At 54.5% G+C, this 24,037-nt stretch carries 15 protein-coding genes; 9 read left to right on the forward strand and 6 right to left on the reverse strand.

Translation table 11 applies throughout. From position 1 onward, the window contains the following. Nucleotides 1-77: 77 nt before the first annotated feature. From CSQ89_RS02530 to CSQ89_RS02540, 3 genes are all read right to left on the reverse strand, one after another. Nucleotides 78-734, reverse strand: a complete 657-nt coding sequence (locus tag CSQ89_RS02530; protein ID WP_099404622.1) for a glutathione S-transferase family protein — start codon at nt 732-734, stop codon at nt 78-80. A gap of 234 nt (nt 735-968) precedes the next feature. Further along, complete coding sequence (locus CSQ89_RS02535) at nt 969-1,922, reverse strand: complex I NDUFA9 subunit family protein (protein ID WP_099404623.1); 954 nt, start codon at nt 1,920-1,922, stop codon at nt 969-971. A gap of 237 nt (nt 1,923-2,159) precedes the next feature. Then, the gene (locus tag CSQ89_RS02540; RefSeq protein ID WP_099404624.1) at nt 2,160-4,100 is read right to left on the reverse strand and encodes a lytic transglycosylase domain-containing protein; all 1,941 of its coding nucleotides are present in this window, start codon (nt 4,098-4,100) and stop codon (nt 2,160-2,162) included. A 284-nt stretch (nt 4,101-4,384) separates the two neighbouring features. On the opposite strand from CSQ89_RS02540, the gene CSQ89_RS02545 reads away from it, so the two are divergent. From CSQ89_RS02545 to CSQ89_RS02560, 4 genes are all read left to right on the forward strand, one after another. Then, the gene (locus CSQ89_RS02545; RefSeq protein WP_158228876.1) at nt 4,385-4,702 is read left to right on the forward strand and encodes a 2Fe-2S iron-sulfur cluster-binding protein; all 318 of its coding nucleotides are present in this window, start codon (nt 4,385-4,387) and stop codon (nt 4,700-4,702) included. A 688-nt stretch (nt 4,703-5,390) separates the two neighbouring features. After that, on the forward strand, nt 5,391-7,211 hold the full coding sequence (locus CSQ89_RS02550; RefSeq protein ID WP_099404626.1) for a S8 family peptidase: 1,821 nt from the start codon (nt 5,391-5,393) through the stop codon (nt 7,209-7,211). A 986-nt stretch (nt 7,212-8,197) separates the two neighbouring features. Further along, complete coding sequence (locus CSQ89_RS02555) at nt 8,198-9,958, forward strand: DUF3857 domain-containing transglutaminase family protein (RefSeq protein ID WP_158228877.1); 1,761 nt, start codon at nt 8,198-8,200, stop codon at nt 9,956-9,958. A gap of 121 nt (nt 9,959-10,079) precedes the next feature. Further along, on the forward strand, nt 10,080-10,310 hold the full coding sequence (locus CSQ89_RS02560; protein WP_158228878.1) for a response regulator transcription factor: 231 nt from the start codon (nt 10,080-10,082) through the stop codon (nt 10,308-10,310). A gap of 262 nt (nt 10,311-10,572) precedes the next feature. Here the strand turns inward: CSQ89_RS02560 and CSQ89_RS02565 are convergent, their stop codons facing one another. The 3 genes from CSQ89_RS02565 to CSQ89_RS02575 all read right to left on the reverse strand — a co-directional run bounded on the left by CSQ89_RS02565 (nt 10,573) and on the right by CSQ89_RS02575 (nt 15,962). Further along, complete coding sequence (locus CSQ89_RS02565; protein WP_099404629.1) at nt 10,573-13,653, reverse strand: efflux RND transporter permease subunit; 3,081 nt, start codon at nt 13,651-13,653, stop codon at nt 10,573-10,575. 146 nt (nt 13,654-13,799) lie between these two features. Continuing rightward, nucleotides 13,800-14,936 (reverse strand): efflux RND transporter periplasmic adaptor subunit, encoded by a 1,137-nt coding sequence (locus CSQ89_RS02570; RefSeq protein ID WP_099404630.1) that lies wholly within the window; start codon nt 14,934-14,936, stop codon nt 13,800-13,802. A gap of 351 nt (nt 14,937-15,287) precedes the next feature. After that, entirely contained in the window at nt 15,288-15,962 is a 675-nt protein-coding gene (locus tag CSQ89_RS02575) for an OmpA family protein (protein ID WP_099404631.1), read from the reverse strand. 480 nt (nt 15,963-16,442) lie between these two features. Here CSQ89_RS02575 and CSQ89_RS02580 point away from each other — a divergent pair, with 480 nt between their 5' ends. The 5 genes from CSQ89_RS02580 to CSQ89_RS02600 all read left to right on the forward strand — a co-directional run bounded on the left by CSQ89_RS02580 (nt 16,443) and on the right by CSQ89_RS02600 (nt 23,856). Further along, nucleotides 16,443-17,696, forward strand: coding sequence for an MdfA family multidrug efflux MFS transporter (locus CSQ89_RS02580; RefSeq protein ID WP_099404632.1), 1,254 nt, complete (start codon nt 16,443-16,445; stop codon nt 17,694-17,696). 54 nt (nt 17,697-17,750) lie between these two features. Beyond that, nucleotides 17,751-18,881 carry a LuxE/PaaK family acyltransferase gene (locus CSQ89_RS02585; RefSeq protein WP_099404633.1) on the forward strand — a complete coding sequence of 377 codons (1,131 nt, stop codon included), beginning with the start codon at nt 17,751-17,753 and terminating at the stop codon, nt 18,879-18,881. A 2-nt stretch (nt 18,882-18,883) separates the two neighbouring features. After that, nucleotides 18,884-21,328, forward strand: a complete 2,445-nt coding sequence (locus CSQ89_RS02590; protein ID WP_099404634.1) for an acyl-CoA reductase — start codon at nt 18,884-18,886, stop codon at nt 21,326-21,328. Nucleotides 21,329-21,640: 312 nt separating this feature from the next. Beyond that, on the forward strand, nt 21,641-22,918 hold the full coding sequence (locus CSQ89_RS02595) for a phenylacetate--CoA ligase family protein (RefSeq protein WP_099404635.1): 1,278 nt from the start codon (nt 21,641-21,643) through the stop codon (nt 22,916-22,918). Beyond that, nucleotides 22,915-23,856 carry a GNAT family N-acetyltransferase gene (locus CSQ89_RS02600; RefSeq protein WP_099404636.1) on the forward strand — a complete coding sequence of 314 codons (942 nt, stop codon included), beginning with the start codon at nt 22,915-22,917 and terminating at the stop codon, nt 23,854-23,856. Before CSQ89_RS02595 ends, CSQ89_RS02600 begins: the two co-directional genes overlap by 4 nt. Nucleotides 23,857-24,037 lie beyond the last annotated feature (181 nt).

A 24,037-nucleotide genomic window follows, 5' to 3' on the forward strand; every position in this document is an offset into this window, starting at 1 on the left:
CGCAGCAGACTTTAGACAGGTTCTTAGGTTGGTGGAGCGATTGGCCTTCTCAGCCAAGCTGCCAGCTTGCAGGCTGATTATTCCCCGGCATGCTCCGTTGCTGCCAATACCCAAGGTTCGGCCTCGGCTGTAGCATACCAATCGCGTACGGCAGGCTGGCTCAGGATATGGTCTACCCATGCTTGGGTATGTGCTGGAAGAGGAAAACTATAGGTGCGGCATCGTGTTGCCACCGGGGCGTACATGGCATCGAGGATGCTGAATTCGCCCATGAGAAAAGGTCCTTGATCGGCAAAGCGTGTCCGCAAGCCTTCGACAATGGCAATAAAGCGCGCCAGATCACGCTCCACTTCTGGTTGGCGTGGTTTCGCGGGCTTTATTTTGCGGACGTTCATGGGATGGTGGGTGCGCAGCGCTGAAAAGCCAGCATGCATTTCCGCGGCCAGGGCCCGTGCTTCGGCGCGGCGAGCCCGGTCCTCAGGCCACATCTTGTGCTGTGGATATTCTTCAGCCAAGTATTCGCAGATGGCAATGGACTCCCAGACGGTGATCGGTCCATCGATAAGGCAGGGCACCTTGCCCGTCGGCGTATAACGCCCAATCTTTTCGGCGGTACCTGCCTCATAAAGCGGAATCACGATTTCTTCGAAAGCAATGCCGAATTGCTTGAGCAGAATCCAGGGACGTAGCGACCAGGAGGAGTAAGCTTTGTTGCCAATCACGAGTTGCAGCATAGGTGGGCGCCTTTTAGCTGAGTTGATTAAGAACCTGTCTAAAGTCTGCTGTGCGTCAGCAATACGGCGTTGAAAACACCCTCGAAATGCTCATTTACCACTCGTAAACTCCGCTTCCTCGGCTGTTTCCGCCTTGTCTTGCCTTAGCTCGCGAGACTTTAGACAGGTTCTAAGAGTAATCGATAGAAATTGGGCGTGCGTTATCTGTGCCGGGCAGCGCCAAATGCGGTTTGGTTAAATGTGGCGATGTCGCTTACGCAGTGCGAGATAACGATCGCGAGCCCGGCCGTTGGCGAGAATCATCGGCGCAATGGCTTCCAGAGCGGTTGGTCGCCAGCCTAGCAAGGGGGCGAATCCTGCCGGGTCCACGCTATCGACTTTCAGCGAATTCAGGTTATCGCTGCTCAACGGCGGGTTGGGCAGGATAGACAGGGCTGCGGCCTGTAATCGGCCTGCCCAATCAGGAATGGCGATGACTGGCCGAGGTGTGCCGGCAGTCTGGCCCACGTATTGCATAAGTTCCTGCAGGGTGTAGACGGTTGGCCCCACCAGGCTCAGGGACTGTTTGCGCAGGCTGTCGTCTTCCAGTGCGCGGACAAAAGCCCGGCTGACATCTTCAACCCACACTGGTTGCATACGGGCTGAAGCGCCAGCCAGTGGGATGAGCGGTGCCATTTTGACCAAGCTGGCGAATTTGCTGAGAAAGCATATGCCGGAGCCGAACACGACGGCGGGACGGAATATTGTCCAGTCCAAGTCGCTATTGCGTACCTTGGCTTCGGCTTCACCTTTTGTTTGCAGATAATGCGACGGCCCCGTGGTATTTGCCCCCAGCGAACTCATATGCAGATAGCGCCGTACACCTGCTTGTTGCATGGCGGCCATGATCTTCTCCGTCAGTTCAACGTGGGCGCGGTGAAATTGCGCCCGGCTGCCGTGCAAGATGCCCACCAGATTGATGACCACTGCGTGTCCAACCATCAATTCGGCCAGTATTTTGGGATTGTGTACATCGGCATCAAGTACGGTAACACCCGGTAAGGGGATCAGGTCCTCCCTGACCTTTTCACGATTCCGGCAGGGTAGGGTAACGGTATGACCACGCGCCGCCAATCGCTCAACCAAACTGCAGCCGATGAAGCCAGTGCCACCAATGACCAGAATGCGGGTGTTGCTAGGTATAGGCATTGCATTTCCTTGGAACGGGGTGTTGTTGTGCAGGGTAGGGCTGTAAATATAATGAGCCCTGATCACGGCTGTGCAGTAAAACTCGTAAATAGGTTCTAATAACCTGTCTAAAATCTGCTGCGCGTCGGCAATATGATGTTGAAAACGTCCTCGGAATGCTCATTTACCACTTTTGAACGCCGCTTCTTCGGCTGTTTTCGCCCTATCTTGCCCTAGCTCGCGAGACTTTAGACAGGCTCAAGGTGTGTCATCCAGGGGGGCTTCTGTACCGCTACGGCCAGGCACGGTACCCAAGCGTTTCTTGAGTGAGGTTTCGCCTTGACCGAATGCTTGCGAATAGTAGATGGCATTGGCCATGACCTTTTTCACGTAATCGCGTGTCTCGGCGAAGGGGATACTCTCGGCGTAGATTGCGCCTTCCATCGACCGGGACGATCGCCAGACCCTTGCTCGGCCCGGGCCTGCGTTGTAGGCCGCTGTCGCCAGTACGGGTTGGTCGCCCAGGCTTTCCAGCACGTGCTTTAGATAGTAGGTACCAAGTTGCACGTTGGTGCCAATCTCATTGACTGCGGCCGGGTTGTAATTGCGCATGCCGATTTTCTTGGCTACCCAGGTGGCTGTTGCCGGCATCAGCTGCATCAGGCCTTGGGCGCCAACGCCAGATTTTGCCACGCTGATAAAACGACTTTCCTGGCGAATTAAACCGTAGATCCAGGCCTCATCCAGGTCGATCTGGCGGGCATAAACCTGAGTGACTTCACGATAGGGAGCCAGGAAACGCAGGCTGAAGTCATGTAGATCCTTTGTGCGCTCCGCCGAGTAGATTGCACGGTCGTACCAACGGGTCTGGCGGGCGACTTCTGCGGCGGCTAGCAGTTGATTGTCGGTCAGCCCGCGCATGCCCCAGTTCCATTCACGGATTGCTTCAGTGCGCCATTCCAGGTTATTGAGCGCCAGCGCGCGTTCGACAGAGGACAGTTGGCGAATCGCTTGCAGCTCGGCGGTACTGGGTTTGTAGGTTGCGCGGCTTGGCTCCACCATAGGGCCGATTTCTTCACGGGCCAACAGGCCGTAGAAATGATGCTCACCGGCCAGTTCAGCGTAACGGCGATTTGCTTCTGGCACCTGGCCTGCCTGGGCGAAGGCACGTGCGCGCCAGTATCGCCAGGCGGCGTCTTTCTGCTTTTCGGCAGGCATGGCATCAATACCATTGGCTACCAGATTCCAATTGCCTGCCCGCAGTGCTGCACGTACAAACCAGTCGCGTGACTCATCATCCAGTTGTTGAAGGTTTAACCCACGTTGGTAGTATTCCAATGCTTCATCGCGTAGTTGGCGGGCAGCGTGATAGCCTAGTCGGCTCCATGCGTAGCGTCGGTCTGCTTCAGGTAGGTGACTGACTATCTTCTCCAGCAGATTTCTGCCATTGTCGGCGTCGGCCCGGCCTGCCCGGTTGATGGCGAAGAGCGCCGCTTCCCGGCCGCCACGGCTATTGAAGGCGAGGTTGTTGATCGCTTTGGCGGGGTTGTTTGCGACGGCTTGCAAGCGTTTACGGTCTATGCCGGCAGGATTGCCGATACGTGGTAGCAATTGGGCAGCAAAATCAGGATTATTGGCTTCCAGAACGAGACGAATGCGCTTCCACACGTCATCCTGTTGCAGACTGCCATTGGCAAACAATGCATCGAAGACAGGGGCGCAGGCTTCATTAAGGCCGCGCGCGCTGAACCAGAGCGGACGACCATCACGGACTACTTCGCGCGTGTCATTGCGCTGCAATGCAAATTGCAGGCGATAGCAGTGTAATTCGCTGCCGGCCTCCCAGCTTGCGAGCTTGGGCCATTCCCTTTCAAACAAGGTCCATTGGCCACGCTTGCCTAAGCTTTTCAGCCATTCACCCCGTAGGCGCTCGGCAAGGTAACTGCCGGCATAGCGCTCCAGGAAGAAATTCAACTCCGATTCGGGCATCTGGTCGATCTGCGACGAGATGATCCAATACCGTGGGTACATTTCTAGCGCCGTGCCATCGGTACGTGCAGTGAGTTCGGCAACCTTGTCCAACTGGCCCAGCCGGGTGTAGTCGCGGGCTTTGAGCATATCGTCGATAAGGGCGGCACGGGGCGCCAGCGCCATCAGGCTGAGCAATAGTGGTGAAAGTAGGGTGAAAAGCGGTTTCATAAGTTGGGAATGGCTTGCCTGATACGGTTTCCAGCGAGCTTAGCACACGGTGTTCCCTGCTTTTACGCATAAACAGCGGCTTATATGAAATCTGTTCAGGCGACTTGGCAAAGCCTAGGTGGTACAGCTGCGCTTTGACTTTTCGGGCGCAGTAAAATTAAAGCTAGCAGAGCCCAGCCCTACTGCAACAACTTGCCTCTGAACAACCGGAAGAATCATGTCAACGGAGCTTAAACATCATGCCGGAAATGCCTGAAACGAAATTGATATTGCAAGGAGGTGGGATGGGGGAGCCACTTCAATTCACTACTCCTAGTAGTGGGTTATTGATCGACGTGGTGCGTGAATTGGCCGGCGATGGGCAATTACCGCTGTATTGGCGTTGCGGCCAGGGTACTTGTGGTGCTTGTCTGGTTTATTTGCAGCATGCAGACCAGCCGGGTGAACTGGTAATGGGCGGCAAGGAGAGGAATGTCTTGGTGCGCATGCGCTTGCTTAATGAAGCGCAGCGGGTTGCGGCGTATTTGCCCGACACGCCGGCACTGCCCCGCCTTGCTTGCCATGTCCATCTACTCCCCGGCGAATTACAAGTGCACTGGTAGTGTCTTTTGCTTGGCGCACAGGCATCGTCCAGCAGATGGTGCAAAGCCGGAGATGAAACAAATGGGACGCTTCATGCTGGATGTTATATCCATATTCTAGTGTGTATATGAAGCCTTTGGGTCTGTGTTGATGTAAAAAAATAATTAAAACAAAGACTTGTATGATGTCGGCTTTAAATGTTGTTATTGCGCACGTCTTAATGTTGTAACTAAGTTACAGTCGAATAACAATATATTGTGACTGCTTCTGAATACGCATACATTGATCTTACATACAGATCGGCGCTAGACCGGTCTTCCCGGCAGCGTGATTGCTCATCACAATGCGGGATGATCCCTCGACATATTGCTGCTTTAAGTCGTCGTACCTTTTTGTACGACAAACCGATTTTGTCTTGACCGCCAAGAGCTGGTGCTCTGGCGTCTGTCGGAGGGTTGCGCATGTATTCGTCGTATTTATCCGCTTTACCAGATACCTCGACTCATAGAGGTATTCACTACCACTCGCATAGCAGTTTTTCGGTTTCTTTTCCGCCCAGTTAATTGGCGCCGGCTGGTTTATACCAGTCTCTCCGACACCCCCTCCAGGCTCTCCTGTTGTAGTCCATTCGTGGACTGCTGCGGGTGGATCACATCCAGCGCCGGCAGAGCCCCGGTGCGAAGCAACAATATAAAATGGAGCAATGTGATGAAATACTGCAATCAGTGGGCACCGCTTTTTCTTCGTAGCCGCTTGGCGATTGCGCTGGGAATGGCACTGAGTACGGCATTCGCTGCACAGGATGTTGCCGTGAATGGCAAGCCTATCAATACCGATCGAATCATTGTTAAGTACCGTGCCGATGCGATCAGTTCCAGTGTCCTGGCCAGCCCAAATTCTGCAACTGCAGTTGCCACCTTGCAATCTGAAAGGCAAGGTCGCATGCAAGCTGCAGGCAGCCAGCTTGGTGTATCGGTAAAGTTTGTGCGTGGGACGGGGCTGGGTGCCCAGGTTTGGAAGTTGGACCGCGCACGGCCGCTGACTGAAGTTGCCGCCATGGCCAGCAGGATCGCCAAGAGCGACCCTACCGTTGAATACGCAGAGCCGGATCGCTTGTTACATCATATGGCTGCAGCGCCCAATGACAGTCACTGGTTCGAGCAGTGGGATCTGCAAAATACATCAGTAGGCATCAATGTGCTGGGGGCTTGGGATCACTCTACTGGCACCGGGGTAAACGTGGCGGTTATCGATACAGGCTACCGGCCGCATGCAGACTTGGCCGCCAATGTGGTCGGTGGTTACGACATGGTGAATGATGTAGTGATGTCCAACGATGGTGACGGCCGCGATGCAGATGCTAGCGATCCGGGTGATGCGACCAATGAGGGTGAGTGTGGTGTTGGCGAACCTGCTACTCACTCCAGTTGGCATGGTACCCATGTAGCCGGCACCATTGCTGCCATCGCAAACAATGGTATTGGCGTGGCGGGGATTGCCCCTGGGGCCAAGATTGTGCCGATGCGAGTTCTGGGCAGGTGCGGCGGTTACACTGCTGATATTGCTGATGCCATGATCTGGGCATCGGGTGGCGAGGTAACGGGTTTACCACACAATACCCATCCAGCCCGTGTGTTAAACCTATCACTTGGTGGTGGTGGCGCATGTGATGTCACCAGCCAGAACGCGATAGATGCAGCACGTGCCAATGGTGCCGTGGTAGTAGTGGCGGCGGGTAATGAGACGCGCGATGTAAGCCGTTCCAGCCCGGCTAACTGTTCAGGTGTGATTGCGGTTGCTGCCTATGGCAAGACGGGTACCCGCGCTTATTACTCCAACTTCGGCAATCTGGTCGATATTTCAGGACCAGGGGGCGACCAAAGTACGGGCGATAGTGATGGCACGCTTTCGATATTGAATAATGGATTGTCTGCGCCGGGTGCAGACAGCTATGCCTACTATCAGGGCACATCAATGGCGGCTCCGCACGTCTCAGCAGTTGCGGCATTGATGATATCCGCCAAGCCTTCACTTACGCCGGACGAAGTGGAAAGCTTGCTAAAGTCGTCTGCCAAGCCTTTTGTGGCGAGCTGTCGTGGTTGTGGTGCTGGTATGCTCGATGCGTATGCAGCAGTACAAGCAGCCATTGGCGGTACCAGGCCGCCAGCAGGCAGTAATGAAGTCGAGCCAAACAACTCGATGGAAACGGCCAATGAAGTACTTGCGCCAGCGACCATGAGTGGCACTATTGCGCTCGCTTTGGATAAGGACTACTTCAAGGTGACGGTGCCGGCTCGTCATACCCTGGTTGGAAAACTGACCAGCCCCAAAAAGGCCGACTATGATCTTTACCTGTACGACGCGGAAGGCAACCAAGTGGCAAAGAGTATCTTGGGCGAGGGTCGGGTCGATGTCGCTTCCGTCAAGAATTATACGTCTACCAGTGCCGTCTATTACGCTCGCGTAGTTTATGAGTCGGGCCTTACCGGCAGTACCAATGGTATGTACACACTCAACCTCTCTTGGTAAGACTGTAAGTTTGATGTAAATACAACAAAGGCCGATGCATTTGCATCGGTCTTTCTGTATCTAGGTGGGTTAATAGTGCTTGAGGTGCTCATTGTTAGGGATTTGTGTGGTGCTTGGTGTTACAGCGGCGCGATGGGATGTTCAAAAGAAATCATCCTTATAGATCAAGCGCATGCTAGGTAAGGATTGGGTATTTGCGCACACACTAAGATTGATTGTGTAGCCTTTTCATGGATATATACGTCAGCAGACCGGATTCCACCATTTTGTAAATTAGATATTTACTGTGTTGTAACGTTAATATGTCCCAGCCTAGAGTAAATGCACAGCCAGAAGCACCCTGCTTGCTTGATTAATAAGTCGCTTTTATTACAGCTCGGACTTTCCCTAGCAAGGCTAAGCCAATCTATCGGTGTGGTATTGATACCAAATATTTGAATTCAGTATTTTTATAAATTAGTAAAATCTGATTTTTAGCTGAATGCTAAAGCTAACTACCACCGATTAAAGTGCTCGTTGACCTTGCGTTGCTTATGATTGGATGTGCCAATCTTTTCTGAATAGGTATCCAGATTTGAAACACAGACGAAGAATATTTTCTTTGTGTGTCGGTTTGTTGAAATCAGGAGGCTTTTTAAGCCGTATTTGAAGTCTTTAGCTAACCATCGTTGCGAGGTTTCACTGTAAGGCAATAAAGCTGAGAGCAGGGGCTTGCAAGCCCAAAAGGTGATATTGGCCACTTGGTGGTCAAGGGATTTTTTTGTTTTCTAATAAATGCACTTTATTAGCGTTTGTTTTCACTGTTGCAGTACGCTTTGTTTTGACCTTTGAGATTGTTGCCTACATAAAGTCGTGAACAGGTTCGAAGACCTACCCTTAGTAACCCACTAAAGAATTTAATGATGCAAAAAACCGTTCTAGCTTTCGTAATCAGCGCGCTCATACCCTCTGTTCAAGCAGCTCAGTTGGGGGATGATCCTGCGACCTTGATCGAAAAAAATAATGTGTACTACCGTATCGAAGCCGATGGCAGTTATCTAGCCAGCAATGAAGTGCAACTGCTGCTACGTGAAGAACGCGCCCTTCAGCAAGAAGGCCAGCAATACATCTATCTGAACAAACAGCTTGATCAGTTGGTTTCGCTGGAAGCCTACACGCTCAAAGCGGATGGCAGGAAGGTGCCCGTCACGCCGGAGCAAATCAAGACACAGGCTGATCCGGTGTCCAGCAATGCACCTATGTTCAATGATGGTGAGTACAAGGTGATTGTCTTCCCCGACCTCGCGGTAGGAGATCGCGCTTATTTCAAGTACTCACGCAAGCGCCAGCCGGTCTTTCCGGGTTATTTCACCAGTACCACGCTACCTGAATTTAATCCCCATAAGGAATCCACAGCGATATTTGACGTGCCCGATAGCCTTGCGTTGAAGGTGGAGGCGCACGGTTATGTGGCGGTTCCCGCCCTGGCTGCCAAGGGGCGCAAAGTCTATGAGTGGCGCTATGGGTTGAAGCCTAAGGATCGTATCGAAGCGGGTTCTGTTGCCTATATCGATTATGGCGATCGTTTGCAGGTCAGCACCTTCAAGGACTATGCCGAATTGGCAAAGGCCTATGAGCAAGGTGTCGCCGAGAAAGCCAAGCCGACACCTAAACTTACCGCGTTGGCAAAGGAGTTGACCCAAGGCGTATCGGATGCGCGTAGTAAAGCCATGATTTTGTCGGACTGGGTACGCCAAAACATTCGCTATGTGGCGATTTACCTGGGCCGTGGGGGGGTGGTTCCTCATGCGGCAGAAGATGTGCTGAGTAATCGTTATGGTGACTGCAAAGACCATACGACTCTGCTGGAAGCTCTGTTGGCAGCAGTGGATATCGACAGCACCACAGCATTGATCAATAACAACAATAGCTATCGACTGCCCGAGGTGCCGGTTGTAGGTGCATTCAATCATGCGATTACCTACATCCCCTCGTTGGATCTTTATACCGATTCAACCGCTGCGGCACTGGGCGCTGGTTTTCTTGGGCCGGGTGAGCGAGGCAAATCTGTGCTGTTGACAAAAAGTGGCCATTTGGCAAGAACGCCTGCTCTGCAAAAAAGTGAAGCGCAGTCACAGATGCAATTCGTTCTTCAGGAAAGTGGTGCGGCCCAACTGATGGGCACGCAAAAGTTACTGGGCTGGGGGGCGGAGTTGAATCGTTATGTATTCCGTAATATGCCGGAAACTGAACAAGCCAATATGGTTAAGAATCTATTGCTGCGCAGTGGCTTGAAAGGGGAGGGGACCTTGGTTCTGGATGCAGATCGTACCCAACGTGACCAGCAGGGATTAACGTTTAAAGCACAAATTGAAAGCTATGCTGCATTTCCTGGTCCTGTAGGTATGCCCACACTAAGCAGCTTATCCGGCGGTGTGGCTGATGCAATCACCAGTTATTTGCCGGAACCTGTCCGAACCCAACCATTCCCCTGCTCTTCTGGTAAAGCAACCGAGGAAGCCAGCTATGTATTGCCGAATAATGTGAAAGTCGTGTCCATGCCCAAGCCGGTTAAATTGGAGGACCGTTACTTCCTATATAACGCCAGTTACAAATTGGAAGGGCAGAAAGTATCGGTAAAGCGTGAGCTAGAGGTGAAGTCTATCGGGCAGGTGGTGTGTATGCCGGCTGATTTCGAGGCAATGCTGCCTTCGTTAAAGACCATGCTGCGTGATGCCAAAAGCCAGATTATTGTCGAAGGAATATGAGTCCGACTAATTCAACATGCTTTGGTAGAGCGTGGATCTTCCACGCTCTACCAAGCCCGTATTTTCACTGAAGAAGCTCTGGCTTGGTTTATGAGGGCGCTAAAGGGGGACAATGATGGAAATGTCTGAAGCGGTGATAAGGCGTGAACATTTCATGCCTGGGCTGCAATTACTATCCCAAGCCGAGCGAAAGGTGCTGGATTTGTTGGTAATGGGTAAAACCGTTAAAGAAGTGGCTTTGATTCTAAATAAAAGCGTGAATACAGTGCGTGTTCAGAAATCGGCCATTTATGAGAAATTACAGGTTCGAAATCAAGCGCAGGCTGCTGTCAGATATGTATATTCTCAGTAATCAATCTGAATCTTCATGTAGCTGCTACTCTTTCTATTAAAAATAAGTTGTAGCCGTTCACCCGCTATTGCCGGTTAAGCAAAGGTGATTTAATTCATTGCACAAAAAATCCACCCATTTCTAAGAACCTGTCTACTGTCTGCTGCACGTCGGCAATATGGCGTTGAAAACACCCTCGTAATGCTCATTTACCCTGTGTAAACTCCGCTTCCTCGGCTGTTTTCGCCTTATCTTGCCCTAGCACGCGAGACTTTAGACAGGTTCAAGCTGTCTTGGGTGACTTGCGCGTAAAGCGTTCCTGTAATCCATCAAAGAACAGGTAGAGCACAGGGGTAATAAAAAGTGTGATCAGCTGCGAGAAGATCAACCCCCCTACCACGGCAAGGCCCAATGGTTGGCGTAACTCTGCGCCGGCGCCATGGCCCAGTGCGATGGGGAGTGCGCCCATCATGGCGGCCAGCGTTGTCATCATGATGGGGCGAAAGCGCAGCAGGCAGGCATTGCGGATGGCTTTTACCGGGTCGATCTCGCCGCGGTGGCGGGCTTCGACCGCAAAGTCGATCATCATGATCGCGTTCTTTTTGACGATGCCGACCAATAACAGGATGCCGATAACGGCGATCAGGCTCAGATCTTTGTCGAATAACCGCAGGGTGACCAGTGCACCAACCGCGGCTGAGGGCAAACCGGCCAAGATGGTGATGGGGTGGATATAGCTTTCATATAGCACACCCAGCAGTACGTAGATAACCGCCAAGGCGATGAGGATGAGCGCGACCTGGCTGGTCTGGCTGGAGGCAAAAGTTGCGGCATCACCACCAAGGCTGGTCAGGATGCTATTGGGCATCTGGATTTCGCGTTTGATTTCGTCCACACGTTTGAGTGCATCGCCCAGCGTAACGCCCGCGGTTAGATTGAACGACAAGGTTACAGCCTGTAGCTGGCCGCGATGGCTGATTGAAGTCGGCCCGATGGTTCGCGTTACGGTGGCGAAGCTGCTTAGAGGCACCAACTGGCCGCTATTGGAACGTACTCTTACTTTTTCCAACGCTGTCTCGTCAGTACGGAATGGGTCGTCGAAACGCATCATCACGGCATAATCGTCGACCGCGGTGTAGATGGTGGCTACTTGACGGTCGCCAAACGCGGCATACAAGGCATCGCGCATGGCTGCCATGGTGACGCCCAATCGGGCGGCTTGCTCGCGGTCTACCTTCAAGCTGGCCTGCAAGCCTTTACGCTGGGCATTGCTGCTGATATCGGTCAGCAGTTTTTCTTCGCGCAGCGCCTTTTCCAGCTTTTCCGACCAATCGTAGAGCGCATCGGACTGCACTGCTTGCAGCACATACTGGTATTTGCTATTGGTCTGCACCGAGCCGATTTGCAGGTTCTGGTCAGGTGTCATGAACACGCGCAAGCCTGGAATATTGCCGGTGGCCTTGCGTAGCTCACTAATCACCGCCTGAATCGGCGGGCGCTCGGCTTTGGGCTTTAGCGTAATGAACATCCGCCCACCGTTGTTGCTGTTCATACCGCCACCCACAATCGAAACGACCTGCGTCACACTCGGGTGCTGCCGAACCTTTTGTGCGACCTGGTCCTGCAGATTCATCATGGTGGGATAGGCGGTATCGAGCGAGGCTTCGGTGCGCAGGGTGATCTGGCTGATGTCCTCCTCGGGGAAAAATCCCTTGGGGATGGTGTAGAAGAACCAGGCTGTGAGCCCGAAAGTAGCCAGCGCCACGCACATGACGATGCGGCGGTGTTTGAGCGCCAGGTCGAGCGTGTCCTGGTATGCGCTGAGCAGGGCATTGAAACCGCGCTCGAACACCCGGCTGATGGGGTTGCTTGGTTGATCGTGGTCCTCATGCTTGAGAAAACGCGCGCATAGCAGCGGGATAAGCGTCAGCGAGGCGAGGCCGGATACCACAATGGCGAGACTTACCACCACTGCGAATTCGTGAAAGAGCTTGCCGATGACGCCGGGCATGTAAAAGATGGGGATAAACACGGCCACCAGCGACAGCGAAATCGACACGATGGTGAAGCCCACTTCACGCGCGCCCTTGATGGCGGCTTCCAGCGGCTGCATGCCCTCTTCGATGTAGCGAACGATGTTTTCCAACACGACGATGGCGTCATCCACCACGAGGCCAACCGCCAAGGTGATGCCCAAAAGTGAGATATTGTTCAGCGAATGGCCTAGCCACGCCATAAGCGCAAAGGTGGAGATCAGTGACACCGGCAGGGTGACGGTTGGGATGAGCGTGGCGGTAGCGCGGCGCAAGAAGAGGAAGATCACCAATACCACCAGGGCAATGGTGAGAAACAGGGTGAAGTTCACATCCGCAATCGCGTCGCGGATCGACGAGGAGCGGTCATTGCGAAATTCCAACTTGACCGAGCTGGGCATCTGTTCAACCAAGCCCGGCACGACAGCACGGATGCGATCAATCACTGCGACAGTATTGGCACTGGGTTGGCGTTGCACGCCCATGACCACACCCAATTCGCCATTGATGAGCGCTGACGAGGTAACGGATTGAATGCTGTCTTCAACATGGGCAATGTCGCCAAGTCGCACCGGTCGGTCATTCTTCAGGGCGATGATCAGATTGCGAAATTGGTCTGCGTTGTTGAGTTGTTTGTTGGCTTCGATGATCAGCTGTTGGCGCTGTCCATCCAGCACGCCAACAGGCGTATTGGCATTGGCGGCGCGCAAGGCGGTGGCAACTTCGCCCATGGTGAGGTCGCGCGCAGTGAGTTTGTCCGGGTCCACGCTCACACGGACAGCAAATTTGCGCTGCCCGAACACATTCACCTGGGCGACACCGGCAATGGTGGCCAGGCTGGGCGAGATCAGGTTTTCCGCATAATTGTTCAGTTCCGACAACGGCATTGATGGCGAAGTCAGGCTGATCAGGATGATCGGCGCATCAGCCGGGTTGACCTTGCGGTAGGAAGGGAGGTCGGTCATGTCCTCCGGCAAGCTACGCTGCGCTTGCAGCAAGGCGGCTTGTACATCGACGGCGGCTTTGTCGATGTCGCGATCGTCATCAAACTCCAGTGTCAGCGAGGTCGAGCCCTGCCGCGAGCTGGAGGTGATCAACTTAAGGCCGGCAATTGTTGAAAACTGTTTTTCCAGCGGTGTCGCGACAGATGCAGCCATGGTCTCCGGCGATGCGCCGGACAGGTTGGCCGAGACATTGATGGTGGGCGTGTCGTAGGACGGTAGCGCGGCAATCGGTAGCTTTTGGTAGGCGAACAAACCCAGCACGACCACGCTGATTGACAACAGCGAGGTCATGACGGGGCGGCGGATACAGAGTTCGGATAAATGCATGTCGACAGAACCAGGGTGGAACGGGGCGTATGGGCCGGCCGGCAATTGCCTGGCTGGCGGCGATCAGTCGGGCGCTACTCAATACCACATCGTTGTCGCGCTAACTTGTGGCTTGAAAACTGTGGGTCTTGGGGGGATTCTGTTGGTTAACTTTTGGCCAGCTTTTCATTTGAGCCTTCGCTAACCTTCGCGCCAGGGCGCAGGTTCTGGCCACCTTCGGCCACGACTTTTCTGCCACCGGGCAGACCATCAATCACGGCAAACTGCTTACCCTCACGCGTAATCACACGTTTTAGCTGTACCGGCAGCATCTTCACCGTCTGATCCGGTTCCACCACGTAGACAAACTGGCCCTTAGGCCCAGTTTGCAGGGCGCTGCTGGGTAGGATGACGGCGTTTTTTTCCACACCGAGGTTGAGGGTGATGCGGACAAATGCACCCGGCCAAAGCAGGTGCTTGGTGTTGGGGAATTCGGCTTTGAGCCGCACAGTGCCGCTTTCGCTATTGACGGTGTTGTCGATAAAGCTGAGTTTGCCAACGATGCGTTCGTTGCCGAGTTGGACAGCCGCCTCGGCAGGGCCGGCGGCCTGGAGGGCGAGCAGCCGATTCAGTTCGCGTTCGGGCAGGGTGAAGGCGACGGCAATGGGGTCGGTTTGCGTCAAGGTAACCAAAGGCGCCGCCATGCTGGGTTGCACCAGCGAGCCAGGGTGGATATCAATCGCGCCGGTACGGCCACTCAATGGCGCAGTTAGGGTTTGGTAAGCCAAACCCACACGGGTGGCTTCGAGCGATGCTTGTTTTGCCGCTACGCTGGCGCGGCTGCTGTCCAGTGTGGTTTGGGCTGTATCCAGCGCACTTTGTGATACGAAGCCCTGGCCCATCAGTTCACGAGTGCGTTTCAGGCTGCGTTCGGCATCAGCCAGCTTGGCTTTTTCCTGCGTGAGTTCTGCCGCTGTCTGTGCCACTTTGGCGGCGTCGGCCCGTGTATCCAGGCTGAACAACAACTGGCCCGCGCGTACTTCCTGGCCTTCTTTGATATGTACTTCGCGTACCGTGCTGGATACCTGGGGTCGTAGTTCCACGGTATTCAGCGCCGTCACAGTACCTTGGGCTTCCACCTGGAGCGTTACGTCATCTGCTTGGCTTAATACACTGCTGATCTGGCTGGGGCGGTCGCCTGCGCCGCTATTTTTATCGCCAGAGACTGCTGGCTTGAAGGCCGCGTAGGCAATCAAGGCGGCGAGACTGACACCAACTAGATAAAAGACAGGACGACGGGACATGCAAAGCCTCGAAGGGACAGGATTTACCAAGCAGGATGGCCATGAAGAATGTGCTTCTTTAAAAAAGTGGCACAGGCTCGAATACTGAAACTGAGTCTAGCACCCGCATATGCAACGAAATATTTCCACTTTGTGTATATCTGTTATAGCGGGGTGTTTAAAAAACAATCCGTCGTAGCGGTGGTGAGCGGATAAAACCAATCTATTGGCTGATGAGCTGAATGGCAAAAAGCTGTATGTATTCGGGGCTTGCCTTGCGGACAAAAAGAGTTGGGTAATGTAAGTAAGAACGCCGGCTTTGGGCCGGCGTTCTTTTAAAACAATGCGGATTTGGAACGGTGAGCGCGTACGTTACTTGGCGACAATAGGTTCCAGATACAACTCGACTCGGCGGTTTTGCGCCCGGCCCGTTTCGTTGGCATTGCTGGCAATCGGCTCCATCTTGCCGCGGCCTTGCGAATCAAGCCGCGCGTCAATCACCGCACGTGAGCGGAACTGGTCGGCTACTGCGGCAGCACGCCTTTCCGACAGATCTTGATTGAGCTTATCGCTACCTTGGCTATCGGTATGCCCGATGATGCTGATGGTGGTTTTGCCGTACACATTTACCACCTTGGCGATCTTGTCCATGGTGCCATTAAAGCCAGGCTTTACTGATGCCGAGTTGGTATCAAAGGCAGTGGCGGCCGTCATGGTGATCTTGATGACATTGTTACCGGCCTGCGCGATGTTGATGTTGCCTGCCTGCACTTCGGGCGCCAGTGCTTTTTGCAGATCCTGGCGCTGCTTATCCATATAGGCGCCGACACCGGTACCCACCAAGCCGCCGCCCACTGCGCCAATCAGTGCGCCCCGGCCACGGTTTTTATGGCTGATTGCTGCGCCGAGCACGGCGCCACTCAGTGCACCAATGACTGCACCCTGGCCTGTTTTGTTCATGCCGCTACCGTCGCTGGCACAGCCCGCAGCGAATAGGGTGGCGATAAGTGCCAAGCTGATGCCTTGTTTGGCATTAAGAACTTGCATGGGTATTCCTTAGGCGGTTTTCTAAAACGAGGCGTGATTGTGCCTTTAGCGGCATCAGACTGTCATGGCAACTTTTCGGTTCGTTTATTCCTTGGTTGGTAATCGGGTGCTACCTAAATCCGCAACATCATCTGTAAATTTGTACAGTTTATTTATTAACGTTCATAAATATTGATTTTTATATAGTGGTGATAGTTCTAATTATTTTAATCATTAAGTAGCAGGACCATTGTTGAGGTAATGACATAATATATTGATTTATTAGATTATTTTAATCTAATTTTCTTGGCGATGGGTCGTGTTTGAAAAACACACCCTTGTAGGGGTTTTTCCGAGAGCGTCGGGTTATTAAAAAGTTGTTAAGGAAATTTGTTCGTTTGTAGGCTCGATATTTTTCTGCAGTACCTCTTTTGACTTTCTCTATAAAAGAAAGTCTGCCGATTTACCGTAACTGATTGATTCAACTAGATTGTTGGCCCGATGTCTTCTTTTTCCCGCTCGTTATTGCCGATTTCCTCCCGCCAGGCGCTGTTTTTTTGTTTACTGCTTGCCACGTTTGAACTTTTGACCTACGTCGGCAGCGATATTGTGATGCCCGCCATGTTGTATGTGGTTGCAGACCTCAGCGCACCGGTCAGTCATGTGCCTGTGGCGTTGAACGCCTATTTGTTGGGCGGCGTCGCTTTCCAATGGCTCATCGGCCCGTTGTCGGACCGATTTGGTCGTCGCCCCTTGTTGTTGATTGGCGCAACGCTGTTTGCTGTGGCTTGTCTGGTCACGCCCCTGGTAGGTGGCATACATATATTTAATGTATTGCGCTTTGTTCAGGGTATCGCGCTGGGCTTTGTGGTGGTGGTGAGCTATCCCGCACTGCAAGAGTCCTTTCAGGAAACCGATGCGGTTCGCCTCATGGCGCTTTTGGCCAATATCGCCTTGCTGTCCCCCCTCTTGGGCCCATTGCTGGGCAGTATGCTGTTGGAGGTCTTGACGTGGCGCACGCTGTTTGTGGGCGTGGGGTTGTGTGGCGTCTTGGCATTGATCGGGCTGTGGTTTTTCATGCCGGAAACCATAGGCGTTACCCGTACAGATGGCAGCAGGCTTGAGTCGGCACCGCTTAATCTTGCAAGCATTTTGGCGAGCTACCGTGAATTGCTGGGCAATGCACGCTTCATGCAGGGTAGTTTGGCGTTGGGGCTGATCAGCATTCCGCTGATTGGCTGGATTGGCCTTGCGCCGTTGCTGCTGATGAATAACCTGGGGTTGAGTTCCATTGCTTATGGTTTGTGGCAGTTGCCGATTTTTGGTGGGTTGATTGCGGGCAATCTGGCACTGAATTATGTCGTTTCCCGCTTTGAACTTGATGCGCTGATTCGTTTATCGCTGCTGCCTATTTTTGGTGGCTTGCTATTGATGCTGGGGGTAACCCTAGCTACGGGCCACTTATTGGCGCTGGTGTTGGGCTTGACGATCTACGCCTTCGGCATGGGTATTTGCAACGCAACGCTCTATCGGCTGACCCTGTTTGCCAGCGAGAGCGGCAAGGGTACGGTTGCAGCCATGTTGGGGATGATTTCCGTCGCCACCATCGGTCTGGGTAGTTCGGCACTCGCGGCGCTGGGTGCTGGTGCCAGCCTGGCTGCCTTCGCCATTGCAGCCAGCATTGGTGCGGGTTTGGCGCTCTGGCCACTATGGTGCTTGCTCAAGCGTTCGCCTATGACTGCCGCAACAGTCTGATTTTCATCGTCTTCCCTTCGCTTCAGCTTATTTATCTTCCTTAGGAGATCATTTGTGGCTTCACTCGCCCATGTCGATGCGCTATGCGCCATCGAGTCCCCCTATCGTGCCGATGCCGCGTGCGATCAGTTGTTTAACGCCGCGATGTGCGAACTCACTGAATATCACTGTGACGAATCGCCGGGCTATGCCCAGTGGTTGGCGTCCAATGGATGGGATAAGGCGAAGCTGGAAAATGTAAACGACTGGTCGAACCTACCGCCGCTGTTTGCCAATTACTTCAAGCGTCGCCTGCTGCTGAGCAAAGCGGGTGAAGAAGCTTTGGAGTTGACCTCATCGGGTACCACCGGCCAGAAAAGCCGCATGCGCTACGACGGGCGCAGTCTGGATGCTGCCCAGGCGATGGTTGACCGTATCTTCAATCTGTATGGCTGGAATACGCCCGATACGCCATGCAATTACCTGCTGTTGAGTTACGAGCCTGCTGGCACGATCACGCTCGGTACGGCCTATACCGACCAGTTCCTGTGCAAATACGCGCCAATCAACCGGGCAGTATATGCCTTGCGGCATAACGGCCATGGTAACGAGTTCGACCCGTTTGGCGTGATTCGTGCCTTGCAGGAGTTTGCTGAGGAAGGCTTGCCGGTACGTATCTTCGGCTTTCCTGCATTTTTATGGTTCGCGCTCGAACGTATGCGGGAAATGGGCTATCCAGCTTTGAAGCTGCACCCCGATTCATTGGTGTTTCTGGGAGGCGGCTGGAAGACCCATGCTGACCAAGCCATTCCTAAAGCCATGTTGTATCGGCGCTTGGGCGAGCAACTGGGCATCCCCGATATCCGCTGCCGGGATGGCTATGGTGCGGTGGAACACCCGGTTCCCTATATCGAATGCCCGAATCATCGCTTTCATATTCCCAGCTATTCGCGCGCCTATATCCGCCATCCGGCGACCTTGGCCACGCAATCGTACGGCGCAAGGGGCTTTCTGCATTTCGTATCACCCTACATCACCTCCAGCCCTGCTCACAGCGTGGTGATGAGTGATTTGGCCATCTTGCACCCGGGCCATGACTGTGGCTGTGGTATCGAAACCGACTGGTTTGAACTGCTGGGACGCGCCGGCACCAGTAAAAGCCGCAGCTGTGCGCTGGCGGCATCTGAATTGATCAAGGAGTCCTAAGCATGTACCTCGCACATGGCACCCTCATGGCCCAGACCGGAGCCGACAACGTATTGGCGTCACTGCAGACACGGTTGCCAACGACGCTGGCGCAGCGGCTGGATAGCGACACCGTATTGGCTTGTGCTGAAAGCTTTGCCCAATGGGTATTGAACGATCCCGATGCGTTGGAGCTGGATGCGGAAAGCCGCACTGCGCTGCATAGCTTTTGCCGGCGTGATGCACTGATGACCAAGCTGGCCCGCGAGTTGGGTGAAACGCCGTTTTCGCTGCGCCGCATTGATTACCGCAGCCCGCATTTTGAAAGTTGGCGGCCGCTTGGTTTAGTGGTGCATATCACACCCGCCAATTCGGCGTTGCTGCCTTTCTTCGCCATGTTGGAAAGCCTGTTGGTAGGCAACATCAACTGGCTACGCCCCAGTAGCAGCGATAACGGACGTACGGCTGCGTTGTTGGCGGCTTTCCTCCGCCATGACAGCACTGGTACGCTGGCAGATTATCTCGCTGTGTTACCTTGGCCTAATGCTGATCTGACCCGCCTGTTCAGCCTCGCCGATGCGGTTTCCGCCTGGGGTGGTGATACGGCATTGACTGCTATCCGCAGGCAGTTGCCAGCTGGTTGCCGCTGGATCGATTGGGGGCACCGCATCAGCTTTGCTTATGTGGTGCCAAACGCTGCGAGCGAGGCGCAACTTGATGCCGTAGCGGATGAGGTTTGTCGTCTTGACCAGCAGGCTTGTTCCAGCCCGCAATGTGTGTTGGTGGACAGCGAGGACCCAGCCGTACTGCGTAAAGTGGGCGACCAGTTGGCCGAAGCACTCGCACGCCGCGCCCGGCAATGGCCCGGGCTGACCCCTAGCGAGCAAGAGTCTGCTGAAATTAGCACTCAGCTTGCTTTCGCACGGCTTGATCAGAGTTTCTCCGATGTGCCGGGGCATGTCTGGCAGGGCGTGGGTTGGCGCATTATCTGGGCGCAAGCCGCCGCCTTGGTGGCCTCGCCATTATTTCGCACCGTACAGCTACGGCCAGTGCCGCGGGCGCAGCTGGTAGGGACGCTGCAACCCTGGCGTACACGGCTGCAAACCTGTGGTTTGGTGGCGCACGACAATGATTTGGCGCAATTAGGCCAGATGTTGCTGGCCGCCGGTGTCAGCCGCGTGACGTCAGCGGGCGCGATGCACGATGGATACGAAGGTGAACCGCACGATGGCGTGTATGCCCTGGCACGGCTGACGCGTCGGGTATCGGTGAGTCTGGCGGCAGACACCTTGCCAAACCATGTCACGCTCGATCAGCCCCCGGCGGAACCAGAAGATTTGGTTGCCCATCCGATTATGGATAAGGTCGCTTTCCAGCAAACACCGATGACGGCTGATGCGCAGTTGTTCTTCCGCAGCGGTGGTAGCAGTGGCAAGCCCAAGCTTGCGGGCTTCAGCTATCGCGACTATCACCGGCAAATGCAAGCTGCGGCAGATGGCTTGTTTGCGGCGGGGCTTGATCCAGCAAATGACCGGGTAATGAATTTGCTGTATGGCGGCAACCTGTATGGCGGCTTATTAAGCTTCTTCACCATTCTGGACAAGCTTTCGGCCGTGCATTTCCCCATGGGTGGCCCGAGTGACGATGACTACAGCGAAATTGCCCAGCTGATTGTCAACCAGCGGATAAATACGCTGATTGGTATGCCCGGCACGATTCATCGCTTGTTTGTGCGGGAAGAGACTCGGTTGCGGACTTACGGTGGCGTCCAAAAGATCATGCTGGGCGGCGAGCATCTGAACCCCCAGCAACGCGAGTTCCTGGCCGGTTTCGGCGTATCGATGATCCGCTCGGCCATTTATGGCTCGGTTGATGCGGGCCCGTTAGGCCACGCCTGTGGTGACTCGCCCGATGGCGTGTTTCATCTGTTGGCGGATACCCAATGGCTGGAGATTGTTGATGCCGAGCAAGATCAACCCGCAGAGCCCGGTGTGGCCGGCCGCTTGTTGTTTACCTCCCGCGCGCGCGAAGGGCAGGCGGTAACCCGTTATGACCTTGGCGATTTGGGCCGTTGGGTGACCGGCCCGTGTGAATGTGGGCTGCCTGCGCCGCGCTTCGAACTATGCGGCAGGCACGGCCAGCTGCTGCGAGTAGGTACGGTTTTTTTCAACCCTGCGCTCAATGCCGAGGCATTTGGCGTCCCGGTGCAGTTCTTGATTGACAACACCGCCAGTGGCAAGGAGCGCCTTGTGGTACAGGCGGAAGGCGATGTTGAACATGTCCGCCAGCATCTGAGCCAGTGCAGTGAGTTGGTAGAGGCGCTGAAGACCCAGCTGCTGGAATTGGAGGTGATCCATAAGTTGTCGACGGATTTCCAACGCCACCCGCAAAGCGGCAAGACACCGTTGGTGCTGGATATGCGGCGGCTAGTATCAACCAACACTGCCGAACCCGCGGGGGCAGCTTAATCCGCCTGTAATTTGCGATGCATAGGCTGCTTGATGGGTCCTGATTTGTTAGATCCTCGATCCGGGACCCATTCAGTGCCACTGCATTGTGATACTGCGATTTGCCCCTCCCCTAGGCAGCAATGTCCGGAGGGGGAGCAGATCAGCTTAAACCCGCGCTACCTTGGCCGTACAAACCCTTTAGAACAGACGCATCACAACAGGCCGGTATGCCGGCTTGTGTAAATGAGCGCAACAACGAGCAGCCATTTCGTCACCCTGTCGACTGATGCATGGGTACCGCGGAGAGGTTGCTTGCAGGAAGCAATACCTATGACCCTTCCCATTGAGCATCTCGTGCAATACGCACGCCAAAATTCGCCTTTCTATGCGGCGCTGTACCGTGATATTCCTCATTCCGGTTGGCATCTACACGAATTGCCGCTAATCGACCCTGCACAGTACTGGCTGCAGTCGCAAACCTTGTCGTCCTGGCCGGTACTGACCGGGCCGGTGATTGAAGGCCATGTTTTTAAAACCGGTGGTTCAACCGGCGATGGCAAGTTGTCGGTGTATTCCCGTGAAGAATGGTGTGATTTTGTACATGCTTTTGGCCAAGGCGTGGGTACGCGACTGAATCCGGGCGACCGGGTGGCAAATTTGTTTTTTGCGGGTGATTTGTACACCAGCTTCCTGTTTATCCATGGGGCGCTGGCGCACTCACCCGTGCCTGTCTGTGAGTACCCGTTCACTGGCGGTGTCGAGACAAACGCGCTGGCGCAAGCGATTGAAGCGCATCAAATCAACGTGCTGGCTTGTGTGCCGGCCCAACTGCTGCGCTTTGCCAGCCAGTTGCTCGAACGCGGGCAGGTGCTCACCAGCGTAACGCTTGTTCTGTATGGCGGCGAAAGCCTGTTTGAAGAACAGCTGCCTATGTTGGCGCTTGTCTTGCCGAATGCCCGTTACGCCTCGGTGGGCTGTGCCAGCGTCGATGCCGGCTTGATTGGCGCCAGTACACCGGACTGCCTGTTGGGAGAGCATCGCGTATTCGATGGTGATGCCCTTGTGGAAATTATTGATGAAATCACGGGTGAACCCATCCAGGCAGTAGGCCAGACGGGGGTATTGGTCGTGACCAACCTGCAACGGCGGTTGATGCCGCTGATTCGTTATCCAACCGGCGACCTCGCAATCTGGTGTGAAGCGGACGGAACCGAGAAGCGCAAGTTCGCACTACGGGGCCGCGCTAGTCAGGGGCATCGTGTCCGGCTGGGCACGCTCTCTTTATTCCCCGAGGAGATTGGCGGTATCGTGAAGGCGCATTTAGGCCCAGTGCCCTGGCAGTTGTTGATCGACCGTGTTGACGGTATGGACAGGCTGACCCTGCGGATTGCCCCGGACGGTGGTGTGCGGAGGGTGGTGGAAGAGGGGCTCTATGCTGCGTTATTGGAGAAGTATCCGACGATCAGCACTTTGTCGCAAAGGAACCTGCTGCGCTTTGGCATTGCTTGCCACACGGCCGACAGTCTGACGTTTCATCCGCGGTCCGGTAAGTTGTTGCGGGTGGTGGACGAGCGTTCCTATGTGGTGCAAGCGGAGCTGCCAGCATGAGTAAATGGAACAAATCCGCAGTCTCGGTCCGAAGTTTCGTACCTGAAGATGCTGACAACGTGAGCGCCCTGTTTCGCACGGTGTATGGCGACTGTTATGTTTATCCGGACGTGTATCTGCCATCGGTGATTTGCCGCAATAACGAACAACAGCGGTGGCATTCGGTGGTGGCCTGTGTGGAAGACCAGATTGTCGGCCATGCCGTGCTGTGGATGCATGCCGATTGTCCAGACAGCGCCGAGCTGGCGCTCAATATTGTTCACCCTGGCGCACGCGGCATGGGGATCGCCACCACGTTGGGGGCCTATCTGCGTGACTATGCGCGTGAGCGTGGTTTGCATACGTTGACGATCAAGCAGGTGTCGTCTCACACGCAAAGCCAGCGTCTGGCGCAGACACTGGGTTTCCAAACCACGGGCTTGCTCTTGGACTATGTGGCGTCCCCATTCGGCAACGAGTGGCGTGAAAGCGTGGTGTTGGGTTGTCTGCCTTTACAGCCCTATCCTTTGCCCTCCTTGTCTTGGCCAGCATCCTGCCGAGACTGGCTCGACCCTATCGAGCAATGTTTCGGCACGCATTCTCGAATAGATTCTCCGTTTGCTACTACCCCGATGGCGGTGGCGAGCCATGAGCATCGTATTGAGGTAACGCTGACGGACTTGCACCCCGACAACGTGGATGAAGTGGCGCAAATGCCCAAGGAACGCCTGATCTACCTCCGATTGCGCCTGGACCAACATACGCCCGCTGCAATGCAACAGCTACGTCGCGCCGGTTTTGCGTACGCCGGTTTTATGCCTGGCCCCGCCCAGGGCTGGTATGGCTTGATGCAACGCGGCTACAAGGCGCATGAGTTGGAACTATGCTGTCCGATTGCCCGTAAGCTGTATCAAGGTAGCCTGAAGCAGTATGCCGAACCGCTGGTGAGCGCTTTTTAAGAACCTGTTCACGATCCCACTACGCGGCCGTGAGGAAAGCGTTGAAAGTGTTTTAATAACTGATGTTACGCAGTGCATACGATAACCTGTCGCCATGAAGAACAAAGAACTCGATTTGTACACCGACTATTTGCTGAGCACGTTTGGTGCGGCGACAGCAACGGGCTTGTCGGCGATGGTA

The sequence above is a fragment of the Chitinimonas sp. BJB300 genome (assembly GCF_002735695.1).
Classification (GTDB): domain Bacteria; phylum Pseudomonadota; class Gammaproteobacteria; order Burkholderiales; family Chitinimonadaceae; genus Chitinimonas.

Coding starts and splice junctions, on each gene's coding strand:
- CSQ89_RS02565 (WP_099404629.1), bottom strand. CDS start 13,653: ATGCATTTATCCGAACTCTGTATCCGCCGCCCCGTCATGACCTCGCTG.
- CSQ89_RS02550 (WP_099404626.1), top strand. CDS start 5,391: ATGAAATACTGCAATCAGTGGGCACCGCTTTTTCTTCGTAGCCGCTTG.
- CSQ89_RS02530 (WP_099404622.1), bottom strand. CDS start 734: ATGCTGCAACTCGTGATTGGCAACAAAGCTTACTCCTCCTGGTCGCTA.
- CSQ89_RS02560 (WP_158228878.1), top strand. CDS start 10,080: ATGTCTGAAGCGGTGATAAGGCGTGAACATTTCATGCCTGGGCTGCAA.
- CSQ89_RS02575 (WP_099404631.1), bottom strand. CDS start 15,962: ATGCAAGTTCTTAATGCCAAACAAGGCATCAGCTTGGCACTTATCGCC.
- CSQ89_RS02590 (WP_099404634.1), top strand. CDS start 18,884: ATGTACCTCGCACATGGCACCCTCATGGCCCAGACCGGAGCCGACAAC.
- CSQ89_RS02545 (WP_158228876.1), top strand. CDS start 4,385: ATGGGGGAGCCACTTCAATTCACTACTCCTAGTAGTGGGTTATTGATC.
- CSQ89_RS02540 (WP_099404624.1), bottom strand. CDS start 4,100: ATGAAACCGCTTTTCACCCTACTTTCACCACTATTGCTCAGCCTGATG.
- CSQ89_RS02600 (WP_099404636.1), top strand. CDS start 22,915: ATGAGTAAATGGAACAAATCCGCAGTCTCGGTCCGAAGTTTCGTACCT.
- CSQ89_RS02570 (WP_099404630.1), bottom strand. CDS start 14,936: ATGTCCCGTCGTCCTGTCTTTTATCTAGTTGGTGTCAGTCTCGCCGCC.
- CSQ89_RS02535 (WP_099404623.1), bottom strand. CDS start 1,922: ATGCCTATACCTAGCAACACCCGCATTCTGGTCATTGGTGGCACTGGC.
- CSQ89_RS02580 (WP_099404632.1), top strand. CDS start 16,443: ATGTCTTCTTTTTCCCGCTCGTTATTGCCGATTTCCTCCCGCCAGGCG.
- CSQ89_RS02595 (WP_099404635.1), top strand. CDS start 21,641: ATGACCCTTCCCATTGAGCATCTCGTGCAATACGCACGCCAAAATTCG.